This window comes from Corallococcus macrosporus, assembly GCF_017302985.1.
Classification (GTDB): domain Bacteria; phylum Myxococcota; class Myxococcia; order Myxococcales; family Myxococcaceae; genus Corallococcus; species Corallococcus macrosporus_A.
Window position 1 is genome coordinate 1,464,744 of the sequence record NZ_JAFIMU010000007.1, and the last position, 22,648, is coordinate 1,487,391.

The following is a 22,648-nucleotide window of genomic DNA, read 5'->3' on the forward strand; positions in this document are numbered from 1 at the left end:
GTTGGCGAGTGAAAGCCCTGTCACGAGGGCACTTGCCGGGGACGGAAGGGCGACCCCAGCCTGAGGGTCAATGGCCACCGACTTCACCCGCCTGCCCCTGCGCGGCGAACAGGATGCGTTGCACGTCGTCGTCGAATCGCCCCGCGGTTCGACGGTGAAGCTGAAATACGACCCGAAGCTCCAGGCCTTCACGCTGTCCCGGCCGCTGACGCGCGGCTTCCGCTACCCGTTCGACTGGGGCTTCATCCCCAGCACGAAGGGGCCGGACGGGGACCCGCTGGACGCGCTGGTGTACTGGGACGTGCCCACCTGGCCCGGCGTGGTGCTGCCCTGCCGGGCGCTGGGCGTGCTGATGGTGGACCAGAAGCAGAAGGGGGCGAAGAACGGCGAGCGCGAGCGCAATGACCGGCTGCTGCTCGTGCCGGTCAACACCCTGCGTTCGGACCACCTCAATTCCTACCAGGACCTGTCCCGGCGCGAGCGCGAGGAGCTGGAGCACTTCTTCCTCGCGGTGGTGCACTTCGCGGACAAGGACGCGCGCATCCTCGGCTGGGAGGGCCCGGACGCCGCGGAGCGCATGGTCCAGCAATACGCCCTCAAGGAGGACTGACACGCGATGCCGCCTCCCACTCCCATCCGGGGCCTGGGCCCCGACACCGCGCTGGGCGACGCCGCCCGCCGCATCCTCGCCGGCCGGCTCGCGGACGTGCGTCACCCGGAGAGCCAGCTGGACGGAGAGCTGGACGAGGACGGCGTGCACGACATGCGCGTGGCCACCCGCCGCCTGCGCGCCGCGCTCCAGGTGTTCCAGGCCACCGGCAAGCTCTCCAAGCTGGAGGCGGACGTGAAGCGCCTCCAGGACGCGCTGGGCGACGTGCGCGACCTGCACGTCCAGGACAAGTGGCTGGACACCGCCGCGAAGGGCAAGAAGGACACGGGCAAGGCGCTGGCGGGCCTGCGCGAGTCCCACCTGTCCGGCCTGAAGGACAAGGAGAAGACGCTGCGCAAGGAATTGGAGCGCTGGACGGACCGCACCGTGCCGCGCCTCCTGAAGAAGCTGGACACGCTGGAGGACGCGCACCGCTTCGCCGGCAAGCGCGTGCGGGGCCACCTGCGCCAGCGCCTGCGCCGCGTGGAGAAGCGCCTGGAGCGCTACGCGGACGCGCCCGACGCCACGTCCGCGCACGCCCTGCGCAAGGACCTGAAGAAGCTGCGCTACGAGCTGGAGATCTTCCAGCCCGCCTTCCGCCGCACCGTGGGCGCGCTGCTGGAGGTCCTGGTGCCGCTCCAGGACGGCCTGGGCGAGCTGCACGACGCGGACGTGCGCCTGGAGCTCTTCGAGCGCGCCGCCGCGGAAGCTCCGCCCGGCCAGCGCAAGGCCGCGCGCAAGCTGCTGCCCCAGGCCCGCGACGAGCGCGCGGAGCGGTCCGCGGAGATCGCCCGCGAGGTGCAGCGCTGGCATGCGGAGGCCATTCCCAAGCGGCTGCGCAAGGCATTGACCTGACGCACTCCGAGGCGCTCCTCCGCTGTCAGGCCATTCTGGTAGACCCTGGGCCGTCCCATCCCCAGGAGTCTGTCCTTGCACCTCCATCGCGTCCGCCGCCTGGCCTTCATGGCCGGGGGCGTCTTGTCTGCCATTGCCCTGCCCCCTTCCGCCCACGCGCAGGTGACGCCCACGGCGGTCTACCTTCCGCCCCAGCTCACCCACGCCACGCAGTCCACGGCCACCGTCCACCCGGGTGAGACGGCATGGCTCCAGCTCCAGGCCACGGATCCGCAGGGCAGCCCGCTCACGTTCTCCTGGGGCGCCACCACGGGCATGCCCGGCACGCCGGTGTCGGATGCAAGCTCCAGCACCCTGGCGTGGACCGCGCCGCAGTGCCTGACGAACGGCACGCCCCAGGTGACGGGCTCCGTGACCAACGCCTACGGCCTGTCCACGCAGGCGCTGTTCGACTTCGGCTTCACGCAGTCCCTGGACTTCGACTACCAGCCGGACTTCACGCCCTCGGGCTTCGCCGGGCTCACCAACATGGTGGTCACGGATGAGCGCACGCTGCGCCTCAACCCGTACCTGGGACAGCTGAACGGCGAGCGCATCCTGTTCCCCGACGACCGGAACCTGAGCGTCACGTTCGTCCACGAGTCCGCGGGCGCCAGCCACTCGCTGGGCTACGTGTACTACGACGACCTCGTGACGCGCGGGTACGTGAACCCCATGACTGACACGCTACTGGATACCAATGGCAACGGCATCGCGGACCTGCACGAGGACCTCTACAACCTGGCCCCCACCACCGGTGCGCAGGCCCGCCCGTACATCGGGACGGCCCGCCGCTGTCCGGCCCGCCCCTTCACTTCACAGGGCATCACCTACAGCCAGCCCGAGCTGGCGCTCAACGCCTCCTGCGCGTCCGCCTTCGTCCGGCAGACCCTCCCGGACGCCCGGCCCGGCTCGCACCCGCCCATCGCCGTGGACGTCGTCGGCAACTCGCCCACGGAGACCACCGCGCCCAGCACCTCGGCCTGGTCGGACCTGGGCCTCTATCCGCGCATCCCCAACCTGCTGGAGCCCGCCCACGCGCTGAACAACCAGCGCGGCCTGGGGCACCTGGTGTTCCTCCTGGCGGACGACGACGACGACCGGACGACCTTCAACCAACTGGGCGTGGTCCCGGACACCGGCGACTTCACGGACGGCATCCCCGACTACGACGTCTCCCGGTACGACGCCAACGGCCTCATGCGCACCGTCAACCCGGATCCGGGCATCACGCCCAATGACCGCACCGTGGAGCTGGGCACCGTTCCGGCCAACAGGGAGCTCGTCTTCTTCCTGGTGACCCAGTACCAGTCCATCCACGACCTGGACAACGGCACCGTCTTCCCGTGCCTGCGCAAGGCGCCCGACGGCCAGTGCACGCTGCACCTGAAGGCGCCCATCCACGTCTTCTTCTCCAAGTCGAAGTGGAACCTGGACCAGGACCCCGTGGGCACGGTGCCCACCGCGCAGCGCAACATCGGCTGCGCCTACGACGACCAGTGCAACCCGGCCTATCCCCAGGGCTCCCCGACGGCCTGCACCGTGGCCACCTCCTCGCAGCGGCTGTGCGGGTGGCTGGACCCGGATGCGCTCATGCGCCTGCGGCAGCCCGCGTACGGCAACGTCTCCCTGCCCATGACCGCCGCCAGCGTCACCACGCCGGGCAACGGCAGCATGCCGCACCTGTTGATGACCACGCCCCCCACGAACCCCGGCCATTGGCTGATGGGCTTCGAGGACCTTCCCGGCGGCGCCGACCGCGACTTCAACGACGTCGTCTTCCTCCTGCGCGGCGTGACGGGGGGCAGCGTGCGCTCGCACGTGCTCAACCAGTACGACGCGCGCTGCCGGATGACCCAGGTGGCCTTCACCAAGTCCGACGCGATGGGACTGGAGTGTGACGCCACGGCCGCCATCCGCTACGAGCTGGCCACCGACTGCACCGTGTGCATGGGGGACGGCTGCTTCCCCAACCCCACGCCCACCTGGCACCCGATGATGCTGCCCGCGGGCCCGGCCAGCACCACCGTGGACGTCTCCGGCACGCCGGGCCAGCAGCTCTGCTGGAGGGCCCTCGTGGCGCAGGGGACGAACCCCACCTGCCTGCCGGAGATCCGCTCCGTGGACGTGGGCTACCTCTCCGAGCCCGTCACGCCCTAACGGCGTGAGGGGCTGCTCCTCGACGCGTTGTTCGACCGCTGCGCCGCGTTCGCCGCGGCCTGGATGACGGCGCCTGACGCCGCGGCGGTGCCCGACACCGCCGCGTTCGTTCCCGCCTCCGGCTTCGGCTCACACACGCAGCCGGAGGAGTTCATGATGATGACCACCGCGCTCAGCTTCATGCCGATCTGCTCGCAGAGCTGGCCACACTCCTGGGCCCGCTCCTTGGGCAGCGGAAGCTGTGTCGGGCTCGCCGTCGTCAGACAGGCCGAGAGCGGAACCACCAGGGACAGCGCCAGGAGGCGGGGCATGTGGGTCGTACGCATGGAGGGCAGCCTGCCATGCGTCATGAGCGGACACCTGCTTCCCCGGTCCCCTGGTGTGGGGGCCGGGCCGTGCCTACATCCCTGCTGGATGTGATCCGCCCTGTGCCCGGGTCGGAGGGCAGGCAACCCTCCCTTCAGGGCACCCGGAAGAAGTGTCGGAACCCCGCGCTGTAAAAACTGCCGGGTTCCGCCCTAAGCATTGAAGCCTTTTCGCGCAACGCCCTGAAATCATTGAGGTTGCCCGTCGGCTGGCATTGGCCCGTGCGTTGCTAAAGGTCTCCCCGTCGCAGCAAACGGCGGTCACACACACCGCCCTCTTCCCCGAGAGAGACCCCCATGCAGGCTTCCAACTCCTTCTCTTCCGCTGACTCGCTCTCCACGTACCTCTCGGAGATCAACCAGTACCCGCTGCTGAACCCGCAGGACGAGCAGTCGCTGTCCCGCGCCTTCCGCGCCGGCGACCTGTCCGCGGGTCACCGCCTGGTGACGAGCAACCTGCGCTTCGTGGTGAAGGTCGCCTACGAGTACCGCTCCTACGGCCTGAAGATGTCCGACCTCATCCAGGAGGCGAACATCGGCCTGATGAAGGCGGTCCAGAAGTTCGACCCGGAGAAGGGCATCCGCCTCATCTCCTACGCGGTGTGGTGGATCCGCGCGTACATCCAGAACTACGTGCTCCGCAACTGGAGCCTGGTGAAGCTGGGCACGACGCAGGCGCAGCGCCGCCTGTTCTTCAGCCTGGCCCGCACGCGCCGCGAGCTGGAGAAGCTGGGCGCCGGCGAGGGTGGCCACATCGTCAACGCGGACGAAATCGCCAAGAAGCTGAACGTGAAGCCCGCGGAAGTGCGTGAGATGGAGCAGCGCATGGGCGGCCGGGACCTGTCCCTGGACGCGCCGGTGGGCGAGGACGGCGACGCCACGCACCTGGACTTCGTGGAGTCTGAGTCGGCCTCTCACGCGGACGAGGTCGCGGACCGGCAGCAGGCGGGCCTCACCCGCACGCTGGTGCAGCGCGCGCTGATGCGCCTGGACCCCCGCGAGCGCTTCATCATCGAGCAGCGCGTGATGAGCGACTCCGAGATGACCCTGAGCGAGCTGGGCGAGCACTTCGGCTTCTCCCGTGAGCGCGCCCGTCAGCTGGAGATCCGCGCCAAGGACAAGCTGAAGGCGGAGCTGGCGAACCTGATGGCCGAGGCCGGTCTGGACCAGGCCGAGCTGGCCGCGTAACGAAGGACGGAAAAAGCGCCTTCACGGCTGCGACACTTCACGGCCCCGGACCCTCGCGTTGGGAAGCGCGAAGGCACGGGGCCGTGGCATGTCCGGCGTCTGTCTTACCGGGGCACGCCGGGCGAGGACTCGCCGCTCTCCGGCGCGGCGGGCGTGGCCGGCTGCGCGCGGGACGTGGCGTCGATGCGCAAGGCCTGCGGCTCGCCGCTGCTCGCGTCCGTGCGGTACGAGGCCCGGACCTGCGCGCCCTCCTGGATGTCCGCCGCGCTCGCGGCCCGGCCGTCCACCTGCACCTGCGTGCTGGGGCCCACCTTCAGGCGCAGCTGCGGCTCGCCGGCCTGGCTCACCAGCACCTCCTGGGCGCTCGCGCTCAGCACGTCACCGGAGATCTGCTGCTCCTGCTGCACGGCCTGCGTGTTCTGCGCGGGGGCGGCCTGCTGCGTGTTCCGGGCGATGGCGGCCTGCTGCGTGGCGGCGTTCTGGTTCGCGGCCTGCTGCTGCTGGGCGCTCTCCTGGGCGAGCTGCTGGTTCGCGGCGGCGTTCTCGTTGGAGGCCTGCTGCTGCTGGGAGGCGAAGTTCTGCTGCGCCCGGCGCTGGGCCTCCAGCGCGCTGGCCTGGGCCTGCTGGGCCACGGACTGGGCCTGCTGGGTGCGGGACTGCGCCTGCTGCTGGCTGGACTGGGCCTCCTGGGCCTCCTTCTGGGCCTTGGCCTGGGCCTCCTGCAGCTCCTGCTGCTTGCGCTGCACGTCCTCCTGGGCGCGGGCGGCCTCGCGCTGCTCGCTGGAGGCCTGCTTCTGCGCGTCGCGCGCGTCGTCGAAGGCCTTCTCCGACTGGGCCTGGGCCTGCTCCACCTGGTGTTCAGGGCTGTTGTCCGCCTTGTCCTGGCGGGAGCGGTCCTGGTCCTGGCAGGCGGTGGTACCCACCAGCAGTGCGGCGACTCCGGCACCCAGCCATGCTGCGCGCGATTTCATGGGGTTCTCCTGTCAAAGGGATGACAGGAGAAAGATGGCGGTGGCCCGTGGAGCGCCAAGCCGTGCCGCCGCGAGCCCCCGCTCGTCCGCCCGCCCTGCGGCAGGCGCTCACTTTGGGGCTACCGCGTCCGGAGGAATGGCGATAAGGGGCGCCCCCCCATGCGCGCCTGCGGACTCGACTTCGGAACCAGCAATACCGCCCTGGCCCTGCCGGACGGCACGGTGTTGCCGCTGCAGCCCCACACCCCGGAGCCCCGGCTGTTCCGCTCCGTGCTCTTCTTCGCGGAGGACGAGCGCGAGGTCTTCACGGGCGCGGACGCCATCCAGCGCTACCTGGAGGACAACAACGGCCGGTTCATCCAGTCCGTGAAGTCCTTCCTGCACAGCTCGTCCTTCCGGGCCACGCAGGTGAAGGGGCGCACGTTCACCATCGAGGACCTGGTGGCCATCCTCCTGCGCCGCGTGCGCGAGGCGGCCGGCGCCCACCTGGGCGAGGCGCCGGACGCGGTGGTGCTGGGCCGGCCCGCGGTCTTCACGCCGGATCCAGAAGCGGACGCACTGGCGGAGAAGCGGCTGCGCAAGGCGGCGGAGCTGGCGGGCTTCACGCACGTGCAGTTCCTGATTGAACCCATCGCGGCGGCGCTCGCGTACGAGGCGCGGCTGCAGAAGGACGAGCTGGTGCTGGTGGCGGACTTCGGCGCCGGCACGACGGACCTGACGCTGATGCGGCTGGGGCCGTCGCGGCGGGGGAACCTGGACCGGCGGCCGGACGTGGTGGGGTCCACGGGTGTGCGCATCGGTGGTGACCGCTTCGACGCGGAGATCATGCGGCACAAGCTGTTGCCGCGCTTCGGTGCGGGGTCCACGTACAAGGTGAAGGGTTTCAGCCACAAGCGGCTGCCCATTCCGCAGCACGTGCTGGCGAAGCTGCTCAACTGGCACGAGATGTCCTTCATCCGGGAGAAGTCCACGCAGGAGCTGCTGGAGGTGATGCTCGACACGAGCGACCACCCGGCGGAGATTCAAGCGCTCTACGACCTGGTGATGGACAACCTGGGCTACCGGCTGTTCCGGTCGATTGAAGCGGCGAAGGTGAAGCTGTCGAGCGAGGACCAGGCGACCATCGACTTCGACGAGGCGCGCATCCACCTGCACGAGCCGATGACGCGCGGGGAGTTCGAGACAGCGAGCCGCACGTTGCTGGATGAACTGTCGCAGTGCACGGAAGGGCTGTTGGCGAAGCACCCGGAGGCCAGGGACATTGACGCGGTCTTCCTGACGGGAGGTTCGTCGCAGATTCCGGCGGTGCGGGAGCTGTACGTGAAGCGCTTCGGAGAGGAGCGCGTGCGCACGGCGGACGCCTTCACCTCCGTGGCGGAGGGCCTGGGCCGCGCGTCCGCGTGGCTGACGGGGTGAAGTCGGCTACGGGGCTCCGCCATCCGGTGGGAGCCCCTCCACGCCTGCATCCAGTTCCGGAGGCACCAGCAAGGCTTCCGGTTCCGCCCCCACGCTGCGCCGCAGGATTCGGCCGTCCAGGCTGACCGCGTAGCGCGCGCCGGTGTCCACGCCGATGAAGGCGTCGCCACACGCGCCCGGGGCCTCGTGGATCAGGATGAAGAAGAGAGCTCCCTGAAGGATGACCCGGTAGCGATAAGCCTCCGGCGTTCCCCAGCACGGCGTGTCCTTGGACCGGGGAGGAAAGAAGTCCGCCATTGCGACCTGGACGGCATGAATCAACCGGCCGTCCAGTTCATAGGTCTTTCCGTCAGCGCCCACCTGCACCGCGGACTGCGCGTAGAACGATGGGAACGCGATGCTCCGGTCTCCCTCCCAGTCAGGAGGCCGGGTTCCCTGCCCGCGCAGGCACCCCATCAGCAACAGCGCGCCGCCCACCAGGGTCAGCCCTCCGCAACGCATCGCGCCTGTCAGTCGTGGCATCCGCGGTGCTCCTGCCTAGCGTGTCGGGACGAACCGGAACTCCGTCTCGCTGTCCCAGGTGACCGAGCCTGCCCGCGTCCGGCGCCAATGGCCTTCTGCATCGGGCGTCCATCGCACCACTTCCGTGCTTCCGTAGGTGTACTCGTAGAAGCCGTCGCAGCCCGCGGAGTTCCCTGAGGTTCCCTCGGAGAAGAAGGCGACGATTCCAATAGGAAGCCGTCCTGCCTTCGTTTCGACGTATCCCCCATGGATCCGCACCATCTTCGCCAACGCGGCGAGGTCGCGCTCCGAGAGATGGGTGGGCGTCGCGGGGTGGTCGTGGAGGAAGTAGAGGTACTTGAGGCTGTTGGGTGGATATCGCGAGTCCTCGACGAACGCGGGGGCACGGCAGCCCTGCTCGAACTGGCTCCGGGTGGCATCGGAGCTCTCCACCAGCTTGCTCAACGCATACCGGTCATCCGGGACGTAATACAGCCAGGCGCAACACTCCTTCGACATGCGCCAACGCACGTCGAAGTTCGCTGCCGCCGCGTTCCCCGCCGTGGCGTTGCGTTGGGACAGGATGAGGGGGCAGACCGCCAGGAGCGCATCCCAGGCACTCTCGAACAGCGGCGTCCCTGGCATCGGGCCTTCCAGCCTGGCCGGCATTCCCGAGGGGTCGAAGCGCACGACGCCGGGGGCGGCGGCGAAGCACACCCTCCCAGAAACAAGGCGCCCCACAACGCCCCCATGAAGGCCCGGTTCCTCAGGGCCCCACGTCCACCGTGCGCGTCGTCCAGTCCGTGCCGCCTCGGCCGTCGCGGGCCACCACCCAGAAGGTGATTCGCTCGGGGGTCCTGGCCGTCGTGTACTTCGTCGTCGGGTCTCCGGGCTTGCCGTCCACCGGCTCCAGCGAACGGAACGAACCCACCTCGCCCTCGCCTGTCGCGAACCAGCTGTAGAAGACCTGCTCCGTCCGCGTCCCGTCCTCCGTCGCGTAGGACTCCTCGCTGCCCTCCCCCAGCACCGGCGTGAACGTCACCTCCGTGTCCAGCGGCAGCGGCCCCGCCAGCGGCGCGTCGTTCCACAGCACGTCCTGCATCACCGGGTTCTGGTTCGGCGCGTCCGTCGAACGCAGCGTGATGCGCCGCACGCCCCGCTCCACGCCCCCCGGCGTCCCGCTGCCGTCCGTCGCCTCGTAGCCCACGAACAGCGGCAGCCCCACCCGCAGCGCCTCCTGCACCGCCGGGTCGTTGAAGTCGAACGTGCCGCCGTTCCCGCCGCCCGTGTTGCCCGTGGCCTTCTGGAAGGACTCGATGAGCAGCGCCTGCACCGCCGGGTCGCTCAGCGACAGCACGCCGTCCTGCAGCGCCACCCCGCTGTCCCCCGGACACGCCGTGTCCCCGTAGGGGTTCACGTCCGGCCGGCACAGCGCGTACGTCACCGTCACCGGCCTTGCGTCCGGCGTCACCGCCAGCGCGCTGAACGTCACCGGCGGCGGCAGCGTGGAGGCGTTCGGATCCAACGCCAGCTCCGGCGGCTCCGCCTTGATGGCCAGCACCCGCACGCTGCGAATCTCACTCTGGGCGTCGAAGTCGGCGCCACCGCACGCGCTCAACCCCAAGAAGGCAATGACACACACGAGGACGGGAGTGCGCATGGCGTCAGAAGGCTCCCTTCAGGCCGAGCACGGGCAGGATGGGCAGGCCCTTGAAGAACTCACGCTCGGAATAGTTGTAGTTGTAGGCCACGCCTTCAACCGACTGGTTGTTGTAGGCGTTCGTCAGGTCCAGGTAGACGTCCAGGTTCCACGTGTCGAAGACGAAGTTCTTGTCCACGCGGATGTCCAACTGGTTGAACGACGGCAGCCGCTGCGAATTGACCAGCCCGTAGTACGGGATGAACACGTCCGACGTGTCGTCGCGCTTCGCCCCCCGCACCGGCGTCGTCGGGTTGCCCGACGCGTAGCGGAACCGCGCGCCCACCTCCCAGCCCTTCGGCAGCTTGTAGCTGGCGATGGCCGTCAGCACGTGCGTCTGGTCGTTGTCGAACAGGCGCCAGCGCGCCCCCGGCGCGTCCCGGCGCTCGCTGCGGCTGAGCGTGTACGAAATCCAGCCGAACAGCCGGTCCGTCAGCGCGCGGCGCACCAGCAATTCAAAGCCGTAGATGCGCCCCACGCCGCCGTTCTTCAGGTTCTCCGGCACCGACTCGCCGTTGCGCACCACGCGCGCGTCCGAGCGCACGATGAGGTCGTCCAGGTCGTTGTAGAAGACCTCCGACCCCACGAACCACTCCGGCCGCGCCTGCCACTCCGCGCCCACGCTGTACTGCAGCGACCGCTTCGCCCCCAGGTCCGGGTTGCCGAACCCCGGCGACGGCTCATCCTGCACCGGAGGGCTGTGGTACACGCCCGCGCCGCCCTTCAAGGTCAGCGTCTCCGTGAGCGCGTAGCGCACCGCGAGCCGCGGGTTCACCGTGCGCTTCACCTCCTGCTGATCCGTGAAGACGTAGCTCTCCGTGCGCACGCCCGGCACCACCAGCAGGTCCTGGATGGGCCGCCACCGCACCTCCGCCCAGGCGGACGGGTAGTACTGGGTGAACTTCCCGTCGATGTTGATGAGGTCCTCCGCCACCAGCGGCGACGGCGGCTCGCCCTCGCGCGGCGGCTGCTGGATGCTGGCCCTCACATCCGCCAGGTTCGTCACCACGTCCAGGCCGCCCGCCACCGTCACGCTGTCGTTGAAGGCGTACTCAATCGTGGGCCGCAGGAACAGGTCCGTGGACGCGATGCGCAGCCCGCGCTCGCCAATCTGGAAGTCCAGGATCGTGTTGCCGATGAGCCCCTGCGTGTCGAGCGTCAGCTTGCCCTCGCGGAACTGGTGCCGCAGGCGCAGCTGGTTGAAGCCCGTCGTCACGTCCAGGTTGCCGTTGACGGACGGGTCGCCCTCCGCCGGCTGGTCCAACAGCAGCGCCAGCCGGTCGCGCGACGTCAGGCCCTGCAACGAGAAGGTGTTGCGGCTGTTGGGCTTCCACACCAGCTTCGCCTGCGCGTCGTAGTAGCGCGGCGCCACCTGGAGGCTGTCGTCGTCGAACGGCACCGCCTTGAGCACCAGGTCGATGTACGAGCGCCGGCCGCCGATGGCGAAGCTCAGCGTGTCCGTGATGGGGCCTTCAATCACCGCGTTGGATTCAATGAGGTTGATGCCCACCGTGGCGTGGAGCCGGTCCGTGCGGGGCTCGCGGCTGCGCACGTTGATGACGCCGCCGGTGATGTCGCCGTAGTACGCGGAGAAGTTGCCGGGCAGGTAGTCCACCGCCTCCAGCAGCTCCGAGTTGTACACGGAGGTGAGGCCACCGAAGTGGTACAGGATGGGGATGCGCAGGCCGTCCAGGAAGACGCCGGACTCCTGGGGGCTGGTGCCGCGGATGACCAGCGCGCCGCCGTTGAACGCGGGCCGCGCCACGCCCGGCAGGTTCTGCACCACCTTGAGCGTGTCACCCTGCGTGCCCGGAACGCGCTGCACCTCCGCCACGGTGATGGTCGTGCGCGTGACCTCCTTGCGCTCGCGGTCGCTGCGGACCACCGTCTCGTACTGGCTGAAGATGCGCTTCTGCACGTAGTACGTGGCCTGCGTGAGCTTGCCCTCTTCGATGGTCTCCTGCGTCTTGAAGCGGTCGTAGTTGCCCAGCACCACGACGACGGGGTGCGTGCCCACGGGGACGCCCCGGAAGCTGAAGCGCCCTTCGTTGTCCGTGACGGCGGAGCGGTCCAGCTCCGTGAGCACCACCTCCGCGCCCACCAGCGGCTTGCGCGTGCCGCGCTCCAGCGCCTGGCCGCTGAAGTTCACCGGCCCCTGCGGCTCCTGCACGCCGCCGTCCGCGGACGGGGCCTCCGGCGGCGCTTCCGGCGCGCGGAAGACGAACTGGTAGGCGTACTGGATGCGAACGGGCGCGGGGACGTGGTCCACCTCCGCGGGCTCGAACTGGAACTGCTTCACCGCCTCCACCGCGGCCTCGTCGAAGCCGTGGCCCGCGGGCTGGGTGATTTCGACGTTCGTGACGGCGCCCGTCTCCGAGATGTCGATGAACATCACCACCGTGCCCTCGAGCTGCTGGGCGGCGGCGTCCGGCGGGTAGGCCGCTTCGACCTGGCGCAGGAGCGCGGGCGGCTTCGTCAGCACGCCCGTGGGAGCGCCGGCATCGCCAGCGAGGGTTCCTGCGTCCGGAGCCTGTGCCACGGCTCCGGTCGCAAGCAATACACAGACGACGCAGAGGAGCGTTCTCATGACGGGTGCGCGGGTCTCCCGCGCACCGTCCTAGCGCCCTCCGAGGCTGGGAGCGAGCACGATCTCGATGCGCCGGTTCTGGCTCTTGTGCTCCGGCGTGTCGTTGGGGACCAGCGGCTGGTACTGCCCGTAGCCCGCCGCGGACAGCATCGTCGGGTCCACGCCCGAGTCCTGGAGCGAGCGCACCACCGCCATCGCGCGCGCCAGGCTCAGCTCCCAGTTGGTGGGGAACTGTCCGCCGCCGGTGGGCACGTCGTCCGTGTGGCCTTCCACGCGCACGATGCGGCCCTGCACCGTCTTGAGCGCGTCGGCGATCTTCACCAGCGCCTCCTGCCCTTCCTTGCCCACGCGCGCGGAGCCGGACGCGAAGAGGATCTTGTCCTTGAGCTGCACCGTCATGCGGCCCTTCATCTCCGACAGCTCGATCTTGCCGTCGGAGATCTCCTGCTTGAGCGACTGGGCCAGGTTCTCGTACTCGGAGCTCTTCTTCTCCAGCTCCTCCTTCGCCTGCGCCAGCTTCTTGGCGTTGCGCCCCAGCTCGTCGTTGAGCGCGGCCAACTGCGCGTTCTTCTCCTCCAGCGCGCGGCGCTCGGCCGCGGCGGAGGTGAGGCGGTTCTCGGAGGCGTCCAGGCGCGTCTGCAGCGCGGTCTTCTCCTGCTCCAGCGCGGCCTGCTTCTCCTCCAGCTCCTTGATCTTCGCCTCGGCCGCCGTGCGGGCCGCCTTCTCATCCGTGAGGTTCTTCGTCAGCCCTTCCGCCTCCAGGGCCTTCTCGTTGAACTTCCCCTGAGAGACGCAGCCCGTGGAGAGGGCGATGAGGGCAGCGAGAACCAGACGTGTCCGCATAGGTGCGATTCCTCCTGACAAGGATGGTGGTGGGTCTGAGAGTACCGCTCTCAGGCCCACCGGCTAGGAGAAACGCGCATCCAATTTGAGGCCAAACCTCCCCGCTGGACGAGCAGCCTACTTGGGGAAGATGGGGTGGGTGTCCAGCCAGGAGCTGAAGAGGGCGTCGGCGAAGGACTTGCCCGGGATGTGGACGCCGCCGGACGCGCCGCCGGAGACGTGGAGGCCGGAGCCGGGCAGGTAGGTGAGGACGAGGTCGTCGCCCTTGCGGACGTCATGGAGGGACGACAGGAGCTTCTCCAGGGACTGGCTGAGGGCGTCCTCGCGCATGGCCGGGTTCTGGCGCAGGCCTTCACGGAAGCTGCCGACGAGCTGGTCCTTGGTGATGGTGCGCAGGAAGCGGAAGTGCAGGCGTTTCAGGCTGTTGGACGCCACGGCCTCCTTGAAGCAGGAGGGCTCCTCTTCCATGTAGAGGCTCCAGACGTAGACATTGAAGAAGAGCTTCTTCTTCAGCTCCATGTGGGTGAGCGCCAGCGTGCGCCCCTCCACCTGGAGGGAATCCGGCATGTTGACCCCGCCCGCCTGTCCCGCATGGGCGGCAGCGCCCACGAGCAGGAGCATCCCCAGCGCGAACCCTCGCGCCCCCTTTTTCCACGCCGTCCCCGTCATCGCCTTCCCCTTCACCCCTGAGTCGGTGATCGCTACGGTGCGCATGCTCCTGAAAACCGCCACCGGCCGCGATCATTGGTTTGTGCACCATTGGACGGCAACGGACGGCTCAAGGCAAGGCTGTTGGGGGCTCAATTGACTCCCCGGTTGTCAAGTAGCCGGGGATGGATGGCGCGGGGCGTCACGGAACCCGTGCTCCGGGGCAGCAGCACCACGAAGCAGGCGCCTCCTCCTGGCGCGTCCTCCACGGAGATGCTCCCGCCGTGGGCGGTGACGATCTGCTTGGAGATGAAGAGGCCCAGGCCCAGGCCTCCCGTGTGGCGGTTCGCGAGGCCGCGGTCGAACCGGTCGAAGATGCTCTCCCGCTGCGCCTCCGGAACACCGGGGCCGTGGTCGCGCACCTCGATGCGCACCCCGTCTCCCTGCTCCTGCAACCGCACCACCAGCGGGCCGCCGGGCGCGTACCGCATCGCGTTCGTGATGAGGTTCGTCAGCACCTGCTCCAACCGGTGCAGGTCCACGTGCCACGGCAGCGCGTGCGGCGCGTCCAGCCGCGTCGGGCACCCCGTCTGCGTGAGCTGCCCGGACAGCCGCTCCAACACGTCCGAGGCCAGCTGCGCCAGGTCCACCTCCCGGACGTCGAGCGCGAACGTGCCCGTCCGGATGCGGGCCACGTCCAGCAGGTCCTCCACCAGGCGCGTCAGCCGGTCCACCTGGACCAGCGACACCTTCAGCGCTCGCGGCAGCCGCTCGGGGCTCACGACACGCCCCTCCGCCGGCTTCACGTACCGCTCCGCCATCTGCAATTGCAGCAGCAGGGAGGTGATGGGCGTCTTCAATTCATGGGAGGCGATGGAGAGGAATTCATCACGGGTCTTGAGCAGCGACTCCAACGCCTGCTGATGCTGTTCCAACTGCTTCGCGTGCGCGGCCTGCTCCGCCGCCCGCAGCCGCATGGCCGCCATGGTGAGCTGCGTCCGCACGCGGGCCAAGAGCTCCTTCGCCGCGAACGGCTTCGTCAGGTAGTCGTCCGCGCCCAGCTCCAGCCCGCTCGCCGTCTCCTCCTCGCCCGCGCGCGCGGACAGCAGGATGACCGGCAGCGTGCGCAGCGCTTCGTCCGCGCGCAGCTCGCGCACCAGTTGGACGCCGTCCATCACCGGCATCATCACGTCCGACAGCAGCAGGTCCGGCCGCGACTCCCGCGCCGAGCGGAGGGCCTCCGCCCCGTTCGCCACCGCCGTCACGTCGTAGCGCGAGGCCAGCAGGCGCCCGACGTAGTCGCGCATGTCCGCGTTGTCGTCCGCGAGCAGGATGCGCTGCCGGGGCCCCGGCTCCGTCACCGGCACTGGCGACGCCTCGGGGCCCGCCGACCAGTGCAGCGACTCCTCCACGAAGGCATCGATGCGCACGGGGTTGGCGGGCAGCCGCTCCGCGTCCTTCGGCGCGGCCACTCCCGCCCAGGCCCCCTTGCCGAACGGCACCCGGACGGAGAAGGAGGAGCCCTGCCCCTCCACGCTCTTCACCTCCACCGAGCCACCGTGGAGCTTCGCCAGGTCCTGCACGAGCGCGAGCCCGATGCCGCTGCCCTCGTGCGTGCGTCCCCGGGCCTCCTTCACCCGGTGGAAGCGCTGGAACACCTTCTCCAGCTCCTGCTCCGGAATGCCGATGCCCGTGTCCCGCACCGTCAGCCGCGCGAAGCCGCCGTCGCGCTTCAGCTCGACGCGGATCTCCCCGGCGTGCGTGAACTTGAACGCGTTCGACACGAGGTTGAGGACGATCTTCTCCCACATCTCCCGGTCCACGAAGACCGGCTCCTCCAGGGGCTCCGCGTCCACCACCAGCCGCATGCCCGCGCGCTCGAAGGCGGAGCGGAACGCGCTCGCCACGTCGCGGGTGAGGACGGACAGGTCCGTGGGCTCGACGTGCGCCTGGGCGCGGCCCGCCTCGATGCGGGAGAAGTCGAGCAGCGCGTTCACCAGCTTGAGCAGCCGCAAGGCATTGCGGTGCACGACCGCCAGCTCCCCGCGAGCCTCCTCCGGCAACGCCCCTCTCAATCCCGCCAGCAGGTCCTCCAGCGGCCCCAGCATCAGCGTGAGCGGCGTGCGGAACTCGTGGCTCACGTTGCTGAAGAAGGCCGTCTTCGCCTGATCAATCTCCAGCAGCGCCTCCGCCCGGCGCCGCTCCGCCTCGTAGGCCCGCGCGTTCCCGAGCGCCGCGTTCACCGCGCCGCTCAGCACCTCCACGAAGGTGCGGTAGGAGTCGTTGAGAGGGAGCCGCTGGCTCACCCCGATGACCAGGTACCCGATGGGCGCGTCCACGCCCGCCACGCGCACCGGGAGCACGAACGACGACTTCAGGGGCTCCGGGTACGGCCCCGCGACGACCAGCCCGAACCGGGCCTCCAGGTCCGTGACGGGCTCCGCCCGTCCGCTCCTCGCCGCGCGCGCCAGCGGCCACGTCCCCTCCTCCCCGGCGTCCTGGAGGCGGATGACGTCCGGCGCGAACGGCGCGCCCGCGGGCACTCCGCATTGCCCCTGGAGCCGGGCCTGGGTGCCGTCGGGAGCGGTCACATAGAGCAGCGCGAAGGGCAGGTCGAAGGCGTACTCGCCCAGCGTCGCGAGGAGCAGGCTGCACGCCTCGTCGAACATCAACGCCTGCCCCGCGCTGTCGGCGATGTCGCGCAGGGCCCGTGTCCGCCGCTCGGCGAGCATCGTGGCCGTCGTCTCCGTCACCGGATGGAAGAGGCCCACCACCTTGCCGGACCCGTCGCGGATGGGGCTCAGCGAGTAGGTGAAGAACGTCTCCTCCGGGTAGCCGTTGCGCTCGAGGAACATCCGCTCGTTCTCGAGAAAGGAGGTCTCCCCGGCGAGCGCCCGCTCGAACGGTTCACCAATCGCGGGCCAGGCCGACGCCCAGGTGACCCGGTAGCTCTCCCCCATCGCGCGAGGGTGCGCCGCGCCGCACACCACGCGGTAGCCGGCGTTGTAGATCTGGGTGTGACCCTCGCCCCAGATGATGTTGATGGGGAAGTTCGACGCGAGGCACAGGCTCACCGTCGTGCGCAGGCTCTGGGGCCACGACTCGATGGGCCCCAGCGGGGACTTCGACCAGTCGAGTGAGGCGATGAGGGCGGCCATCTCGCCCCCGCCTGCAAGCCATTCGAGCTTCCCGGGGAGCGGCGCCATCGTGAGGAGATAAGTACCCCGGTACGAGCCCTCAAGGAGAAAGACCGATTCCCGGGCATTTGGACCGTCCATCACCCAACGGTCCCCCACGCGGGGAAGCCGGCGTAGGCTCCCCACCCATGAGCACTCCCGGTCCGTCCCAGGTCCACTTCCGCACCTGCAACCTGTGTGAGGCCATGTGCGGCGTGCGCATCGAGGTGGCGGAGGCGGTGAGCGTCAAGGTAGTTGTCGCGTGAGCGGATACAACCGATGCGCTTCAGCTCATGCACTTCCCGTGAGGGGCTGAGGCGCACGGGGCCTGCTGACGTCCAGTCGCGGGTGTCGCGGCTCCAGCGCTCGGGGTGGCGGACACGAGCGCGCTGCTACACTTGGTGGCGCTGGGCGAGCAGCGCGGCGTCGCGGCCGAAGTGCCTTAGGGGCTGTCCTTGATCTCCAGCCCGAAAATCAACCTGGCGGATCGAACCTTGGGACTGGACCCAGCGCCGAAGCGGCTCTGGAGGTTTCCAGCCAGCGTCAGGCGTGATCAACGCTGGCTGTGCGCCGACATAAGCTGACCGATGCCGAATGGAGCCGCCTTGAGCCCCTCCTGGGCTCTCGCAGCGGACCACCTTCGAAGCGTGGGGACCGCGACTTCATCAACGCCGTCATCTGGCGGGTGAAGACGGGCGTGCAGTGGCGCGACCTGCCCGAGAGGTTCGGCCACTGGAAGACGGTCTACAACCGTTTCCACCGCTGGGTGCAGGCCGGCAGATGGGAAGCCATCTTCAAGGCCCTGCGACTGGAAGTGGATGAGCGCGGCTCGCTCGCGGATGCATCTGTCGTCCGAGCGCACCAGGACGCCTCGGGCGAAAAGGGGGCCGAAGAAATGCTCTGGGGCGTTTTCGAGGAGGTTTTTCAACGAAGGTTCATGCCGTCACAACGACGGGCGGTAAGCCGCTCCACATCGAGGTAACGCCCGGCCAGCAGCATGAGTCCACCATAGCGGAGGAGTTGCTGGTGCACGCCGAGGGCGACGCCTTCATTGCGGACACCGGCTATGACGCCGAGCGTATTCGCACCAATGCCGAGAAGGCGGGGATGACGCCTGTGATTCATCCCACCCCAGCAGAAAGCAGCCGCCTCCGCTGGACCGCGCCCTCTATCGGCTGCGCTACCGGGTGTAGTGCTTCTTCCACGACCTCAAGCGCTTTCGCGCTGCGGCTACCCGCTACGACAAGACGGCGACCTGCTACCTCGCCGTCCTCCACGTCGCATCCATGCTTCTCTGGCTGCGTTAATCAGGGACAGCCCCTAGTCTTCTCCAAGCCATACTCACCGACGACACCCACGATTCACTACGACGATTGAACAATCCCATCAAACACTCCTGCAAAGTAGGATGGGTACCTAAGAAGCACTTCACGCACCGCAGCATGTTCTTGGGACAGCGCCCACAACACTGCTTCCCGCGAATAGCACTCACCAATACATCCAGCAACCTCCTGCGCCAATTCCCTGTCAGCCAAACCAAGCTCATACACAAAAACAGAAGCCCCATCTGGCAGGCCGTACTTCACCCGAGCCTGGAGCGTACGCAGCGCCATTCCAAGCTGCTGCAAGTCAGGACGAACCAACCCTAGAGCCTCAGCCACGGCCCCCAGAGCAAGTGCACCCTCGAATCCCACACATCCCTCACACAACTCAACTAAATGCTCAACTCGAACAGCACGCCCGACCTCCCCATGAACAAAACGCGCCTGAACAAAGTCCACAACTTGAGAAATCTCCCCGAAAGAAAATCCATCAATCCACAAACTGGCCACATAAAAAAGAAAATCATTTGGTTCAAACTTATGAAAAGCATGCCCCCTAAACCGAGCAACCATCAACGGCCAAACAACCGACAACAGGCCAAACTCACCACCCGAGCCTTCCATTCGCTCAACATTGTCAACAACCCACAGATTAATTGAAACCGCCTCATCAACACCATACATCATCCTTGAGAACACGGGGCGCCGTTCAGATATCCCAATCTTCTCTTGAACATTCCTGGCCAACAACGCACACACTTCCACCAACCTGTCTCGCTCATCATCCTCAGCCAAGTAGAAAGCCAAGGTCTCGCCCACCACATCCAACAGGCGTGCATCCAAGTCTTCAGGCTCGCCGTCCTCAAGATGTGCCATCAGGAAGCTTTCCACAGCTGCAAAACTAGCCCACCTCTCCAGAAACTGTCGTTCTAAGCTGGGTATCGAAAACCCTATCTCAGCATGGGCCGAAGCCATTTCGAACGCCCACACAGCTCCAACTGAAGCGCCTGCAACGTACGACTCTGCAATTGAATACGGATCTACATCCAACTGAACACCAGGTTGATCGCCATCTAGAGGCAAAACCATTTTCAACAACGAGCTAGCACATGGGGCCGCCGACTCAAACCTCAACAAATCCTTAACCTCAGACCACAACCGCCTACCAGCATAACTCTTTCTCAGGTCGTATACTTCTGGATTCGAGAAGATGACACTACCTTCAGTGTGCATTCCCGATCTGCCGACACGCCCAATCAGGTTGTGAAAGTCTCTAGCAGTAACTTTCTCCGCCCCTTGCCACACACTCGAAACAATCAAATACCGTATTGGGAGATTCACCCCTTGCGCCAAGGTGGAGGTACATATCACCACCTTTGCGAGATTCATTTTCATTGCATACTCAACAGCTAGCCGAACACCGTGGGGAATATTGCCGTGGTGGCTAAAGACGCCGGCTCGCGCGCTAGCAGTCACAGCCGCATCCTCACCCATGTTGCTCGCAAACAAGTCTCCCAACAGGCGCACCTCAGCACTATCTGAGTGCACAGCCGGGGCAATCATTGGAACATTTCGCTCAAAAATATCCACCACGAGATCGCACATGGCCATTGCAACGGCCTTCGTTCCACAAAAGACCGCTACACTACCCTGGGCAGACAGCTTAATCCCCAGATACAATGCGATTGACGTTCCACTATCCTTATTGGGGAAATAGCGAACTGCTCGCTCGCGCGGCTTCAATTGAAGCTGCAATTCCTCAATCACACGCGGCACGAAAAACCGCTGCTGTTCAGGAGCAAGCGGCTCAACAAATTCGAGCCTCCCTAGCCTATCTTGCCAACTCGCAAAGGCAACTGTTCTTTCCGTAGGGAGCAAATCGCGCCCTGATACAACCCGCAGGCGCTCTCCGCCAAGCCAATCACCAATGCTTTCCGCGTTTGATATAACTGCGGAAATCATCACCACCTGAACATGACCAGGAAGCATTCGCTTCAGTGACGTTAGAAGCAATTCATACGTGACGCCGCGAACACCGGCATCGAACTGGTGCCCCTCATCAAAGAAGATCAAACCAACCTTATGGGCCAGTTCCGGCGCATGCCGCAGGACGTAAGCGAGTTTTTCTGGCGTCACAACAACTACGCCATACCCAGACGTTATCTCGTCGACATCAAGATCCATTCTAAAAACATCCGTCAATTCGTTAACGGAAACCAACTCGCCACGAAACGCCTCTGCTAGGTTGTCGCGGATCTCGTGACAAAGGGCGCGAAATGGAGCAACAACAACTGCCAGGGAGGCTCGTCCGCCCAAAAATGCAGCCCGAATAATAATTTCAATTGCCCGGCTCTTTCCGGCGCTTGTGGGCATTTGAATCACTGCGGAACCGCCCTTCAACACTCCTTGCTCTCCAATTAAGCGCTGAGCCGGCCAAAATTCTCGAATGAATTTCGGGTTGCTCAAAACATCTGCCCAAACTCCCTCTTCAAGACCTGAGTAGAGCGGCAGACAGCGCCAACTAGAGTTCTCACACTTACGCCGAACAACAGCAGCTATCACATCCGCAAAAAGCAACTCACGCGCAGTTCCAGCACTATACGCATAGGCTCGCAACCGACCCACTAAATCCAAAAGAAGCGACGTCTCACCGCCGCCAGACATATGCCCCACCAGCGCTCGACCAATCACATGGATCGACTCTTCATACCTACCGCGCCTAGCAACAGGAGGACTAATCAAGTCTCCCTGCAATACCCATGAAAGCAAAACCTCCAATCCATCTACCTCTAGCTCCAAATTATCCAAGTCGACTTCATCAACTAGAACTTTTGCACTCCCGGGCAACCCGCATAGATAGTACGCTGCGGCCCCAAGCACCAACAGATAGGTATCCAACGAGCCTGCAAGATGAGACTGCCTAAATGCATCAAAGTAGCGAGCCGCAAAGCGCAATGACTCTCCCGTTGGATTCTCGTCGCCACCCGAACCATTACTCTCTGCAGTCAAGTCACCTAAAATACCTATCGTAAGAACAAGCAGATCAGCGGGCCGTGAGGAGAGCTCAATATGCTCTCCAGCTGGAACTGCATATTCATACATCTTCGCCTTTGCCCTTGTCACACGCAGCAAGCCCAACGACTTTGCATCAGGCCTCATCTGCAGCCCTCCTGTACAGCTCATGCACCAAGGACATCAGATTGACGCCATGAACAACCAGGAGCTGCACATTAGCCCTTGCCGGATGTGCCGCCACATCGGTCAGCCTAATGACATTTCGATCAAAGGCATCCGACGAAATAACTGCCGCAGCACCGAATTTTTCTTTATACGGCCGAGCAACTAGGTCTTGAAACCTCGCCACTCTCTTAGCTTGACTTAGCGAGAGACTCCCCCCTTCAGCCACCAAGCGTTGCTTGATAGCGTTTAGCGACTCGGCCCGTCTCCTCAGGTCTTTTGCTGAATCATCGACCGCATCCTGTAGTCTGCTTGAGGGGGAGTCACTAGAAAGCCTTGCTTTAATCTCAAAAACCAACAACAAATCATCTACAGACTCTCGGCCAGCAGACACGACCTTAAACCCAACAACGTCACTTCCCTTCGGCGATTCATTTCGAACCATCTTGTCTGCATACCGGGTGCGCGGAACCCAGAAGCCAAGTAAATATTCAACATAATCGGCTATCAATATTTCCGCGAAATCTCCGGCCCGGATACTGGGACCTGGGGCAACGGCGGGATCAGGGAACTTCAAGGTATTAAGATACTCACCACGCGAATGGCCTGTCCCATCCCGCAGAATGTCGATTTTATTGTCCGCACAGTAGTGGCTTCGAAAATGACGAGCCCAGTCAGATAGGACGCCATCGTCATTCTCGTGTCTCAACTCCCAAACCGATATTTCGCAGCCATTAGCGCCCTGCAGCTTTTCGCCCGTATCAAACAGCCATCGAACCTGCAGCGGGGGGCGCACTTTGCTTCTAGAAGGCACAAACAAGCTCCAGTATCTATTGACCGTTTAAGCTCTGTGATGCCGCAATAGCAATCTAGCATACTGCCGCTGTGCCTTATGGAGAGCCACAGGCGTAACGCCGAGCCAAATTCCTTGAGCCTCTTGGTGTCCTTCACGACCCGGCGTCAACCCTTCACCGAAGGCCGCTGCGGTTAGGTTGCTGTACGGTTTCCTGAGTACTCACGCCCAGCCCAGTAAAACCGCAGCTTCGGCTCAC

Annotated in this window: 18 protein-coding genes; 7 read left to right on the forward strand and 11 right to left on the reverse strand. The window is 66.0% G+C overall.

Going from position 1 to position 22,648, the window contains the following annotated elements; all coding sequences use genetic code 11:
• Window positions 1–70: 70 nt before the first annotated feature.
• From JYK02_RS18250 to JYK02_RS18260, 3 genes are all read left to right on the forward strand, one after another.
• Complete coding sequence (locus JYK02_RS18250; RefSeq protein ID WP_207052709.1) at window positions 71–610, forward strand: inorganic diphosphatase; 540 nt, start codon at window positions 71–73, stop codon at window positions 608–610.
• A gap of 6 nt (window positions 611–616) precedes the next feature.
• Window positions 617–1,504, forward strand: a complete 888-nt coding sequence (locus tag JYK02_RS18255) for a CHAD domain-containing protein (protein ID WP_207052711.1) — start codon at window positions 617–619, stop codon at window positions 1,502–1,504.
• A 75-nt stretch (window positions 1,505–1,579) separates the two neighbouring features.
• Window positions 1,580–3,703, forward strand: coding sequence for a DUF4114 domain-containing protein (locus JYK02_RS18260; RefSeq protein ID WP_207052713.1), 2,124 nt, complete (start codon window positions 1,580–1,582; stop codon window positions 3,701–3,703).
• On the opposite strand, the gene JYK02_RS18265 is transcribed toward JYK02_RS18260, so the two are convergent.
• Window positions 3,700–4,029 (reverse strand): hypothetical protein, encoded by a 330-nt coding sequence (locus JYK02_RS18265; protein WP_207052715.1) that lies wholly within the window; start codon window positions 4,027–4,029, stop codon window positions 3,700–3,702. The genes JYK02_RS18260 and JYK02_RS18265 overlap by 4 nt on opposite strands.
• Window positions 4,030–4,365: 336 nt before the next feature.
• Between JYK02_RS18265 and JYK02_RS18270 the strand changes: the two genes are divergently transcribed.
• Window positions 4,366–5,256 carry an RNA polymerase factor sigma-32 gene (locus JYK02_RS18270; protein ID WP_207052718.1) on the forward strand — a complete coding sequence of 297 codons (891 nt, stop codon included), beginning with the start codon at window positions 4,366–4,368 and terminating at the stop codon, window positions 5,254–5,256.
• A gap of 104 nt (window positions 5,257–5,360) precedes the next feature.
• Here the strand turns inward: JYK02_RS18270 and JYK02_RS18275 are convergent, their stop codons facing one another.
• The gene (locus JYK02_RS18275; RefSeq protein WP_207052722.1) at window positions 5,361–6,227 is read right to left on the reverse strand and encodes a hypothetical protein; all 867 of its coding nucleotides are present in this window, start codon (window positions 6,225–6,227) and stop codon (window positions 5,361–5,363) included.
• Window positions 6,228–6,386: 159 nt separating this feature from the next.
• Here JYK02_RS18275 and JYK02_RS18280 point away from each other — a divergent pair, with 159 nt between their 5' ends.
• On the forward strand, window positions 6,387–7,643 hold the full coding sequence (locus JYK02_RS18280; protein WP_207052724.1) for an Hsp70 family protein: 1,257 nt from the start codon (window positions 6,387–6,389) through the stop codon (window positions 7,641–7,643).
• A gap of 6 nt (window positions 7,644–7,649) precedes the next feature.
• On the opposite strand, the gene JYK02_RS18285 is transcribed toward JYK02_RS18280, so the two are convergent.
• From JYK02_RS18285 to JYK02_RS40435, 7 genes are all read right to left on the reverse strand, one after another.
• A complete protein-coding gene (locus JYK02_RS18285; protein ID WP_207052726.1) occupies window positions 7,650–8,165 on the reverse strand; it encodes a hypothetical protein in 516 nt (171 codons plus the stop codon).
• Window positions 8,166–8,180: 15 nt separating this feature from the next.
• Window positions 8,181–8,789 carry a hypothetical protein gene (locus tag JYK02_RS18290; RefSeq protein WP_207052728.1) on the reverse strand — a complete coding sequence of 203 codons (609 nt, stop codon included), beginning with the start codon at window positions 8,787–8,789 and terminating at the stop codon, window positions 8,181–8,183.
• 121 nt (window positions 8,790–8,910) lie between these two features.
• The gene (locus tag JYK02_RS18295) at window positions 8,911–9,804 is read right to left on the reverse strand and encodes a hypothetical protein (protein WP_207052730.1); all 894 of its coding nucleotides are present in this window, start codon (window positions 9,802–9,804) and stop codon (window positions 8,911–8,913) included.
• A 4-nt stretch (window positions 9,805–9,808) separates the two neighbouring features.
• Window positions 9,809–12,430, reverse strand: a complete 2,622-nt coding sequence (locus JYK02_RS18300) for a TonB-dependent receptor domain-containing protein (protein WP_207052732.1) — start codon at window positions 12,428–12,430, stop codon at window positions 9,809–9,811.
• A 30-nt stretch (window positions 12,431–12,460) separates the two neighbouring features.
• Entirely contained in the window at window positions 12,461–13,273 is an 813-nt protein-coding gene (locus JYK02_RS18305; protein WP_207052734.1) for an OmpA/MotB family protein, read from the reverse strand.
• 117 nt (window positions 13,274–13,390) lie between these two features.
• Window positions 13,391–13,987, reverse strand: a complete 597-nt coding sequence (locus JYK02_RS18310; RefSeq protein ID WP_242588792.1) for a chalcone isomerase family protein — start codon at window positions 13,985–13,987, stop codon at window positions 13,391–13,393.
• A gap of 86 nt (window positions 13,988–14,073) precedes the next feature.
• On the reverse strand, window positions 14,074–17,079 hold the full coding sequence (locus JYK02_RS40435; protein ID WP_207052736.1) for an ATP-binding response regulator: 3,006 nt from the start codon (window positions 17,077–17,079) through the stop codon (window positions 14,074–14,076).
• 583 nt (window positions 17,080–17,662) lie between these two features.
• On the opposite strand from JYK02_RS40435, the gene JYK02_RS39720 reads away from it, so the two are divergent.
• Window positions 17,663–18,079: an IS5 family transposase gene (locus JYK02_RS39720; RefSeq protein ID WP_347402521.1), complete on the forward strand. Its 417-nt coding sequence runs from the start codon at window positions 17,663–17,665 to the stop codon at window positions 18,077–18,079.
• Window positions 17,998–18,474: a transposase gene (locus tag JYK02_RS40910; RefSeq protein ID WP_431603498.1), complete on the forward strand. Its 477-nt coding sequence runs from the start codon at window positions 17,998–18,000 to the stop codon at window positions 18,472–18,474. The genes JYK02_RS39720 and JYK02_RS40910 overlap by 82 nt, the downstream gene beginning before the upstream one ends.
• Here the strand turns inward: JYK02_RS40910 and JYK02_RS18325 are convergent.
• On the reverse strand, window positions 18,462–21,578 hold the full coding sequence (locus tag JYK02_RS18325) for a DEAD/DEAH box helicase (protein WP_207052738.1): 3,117 nt from the start codon (window positions 21,576–21,578) through the stop codon (window positions 18,462–18,464). The two genes, JYK02_RS40910 and JYK02_RS18325, sit on opposite strands and share 13 nt — an antisense overlap.
• A complete protein-coding gene (locus JYK02_RS18330; RefSeq protein ID WP_207052740.1) occupies window positions 21,568–22,392 on the reverse strand; it encodes a hypothetical protein in 825 nt (274 codons plus the stop codon). Before JYK02_RS18330 ends, JYK02_RS18325 begins: the two co-directional genes overlap by 11 nt.
• Window positions 22,393–22,648: the final 256 nt, after the last annotated feature.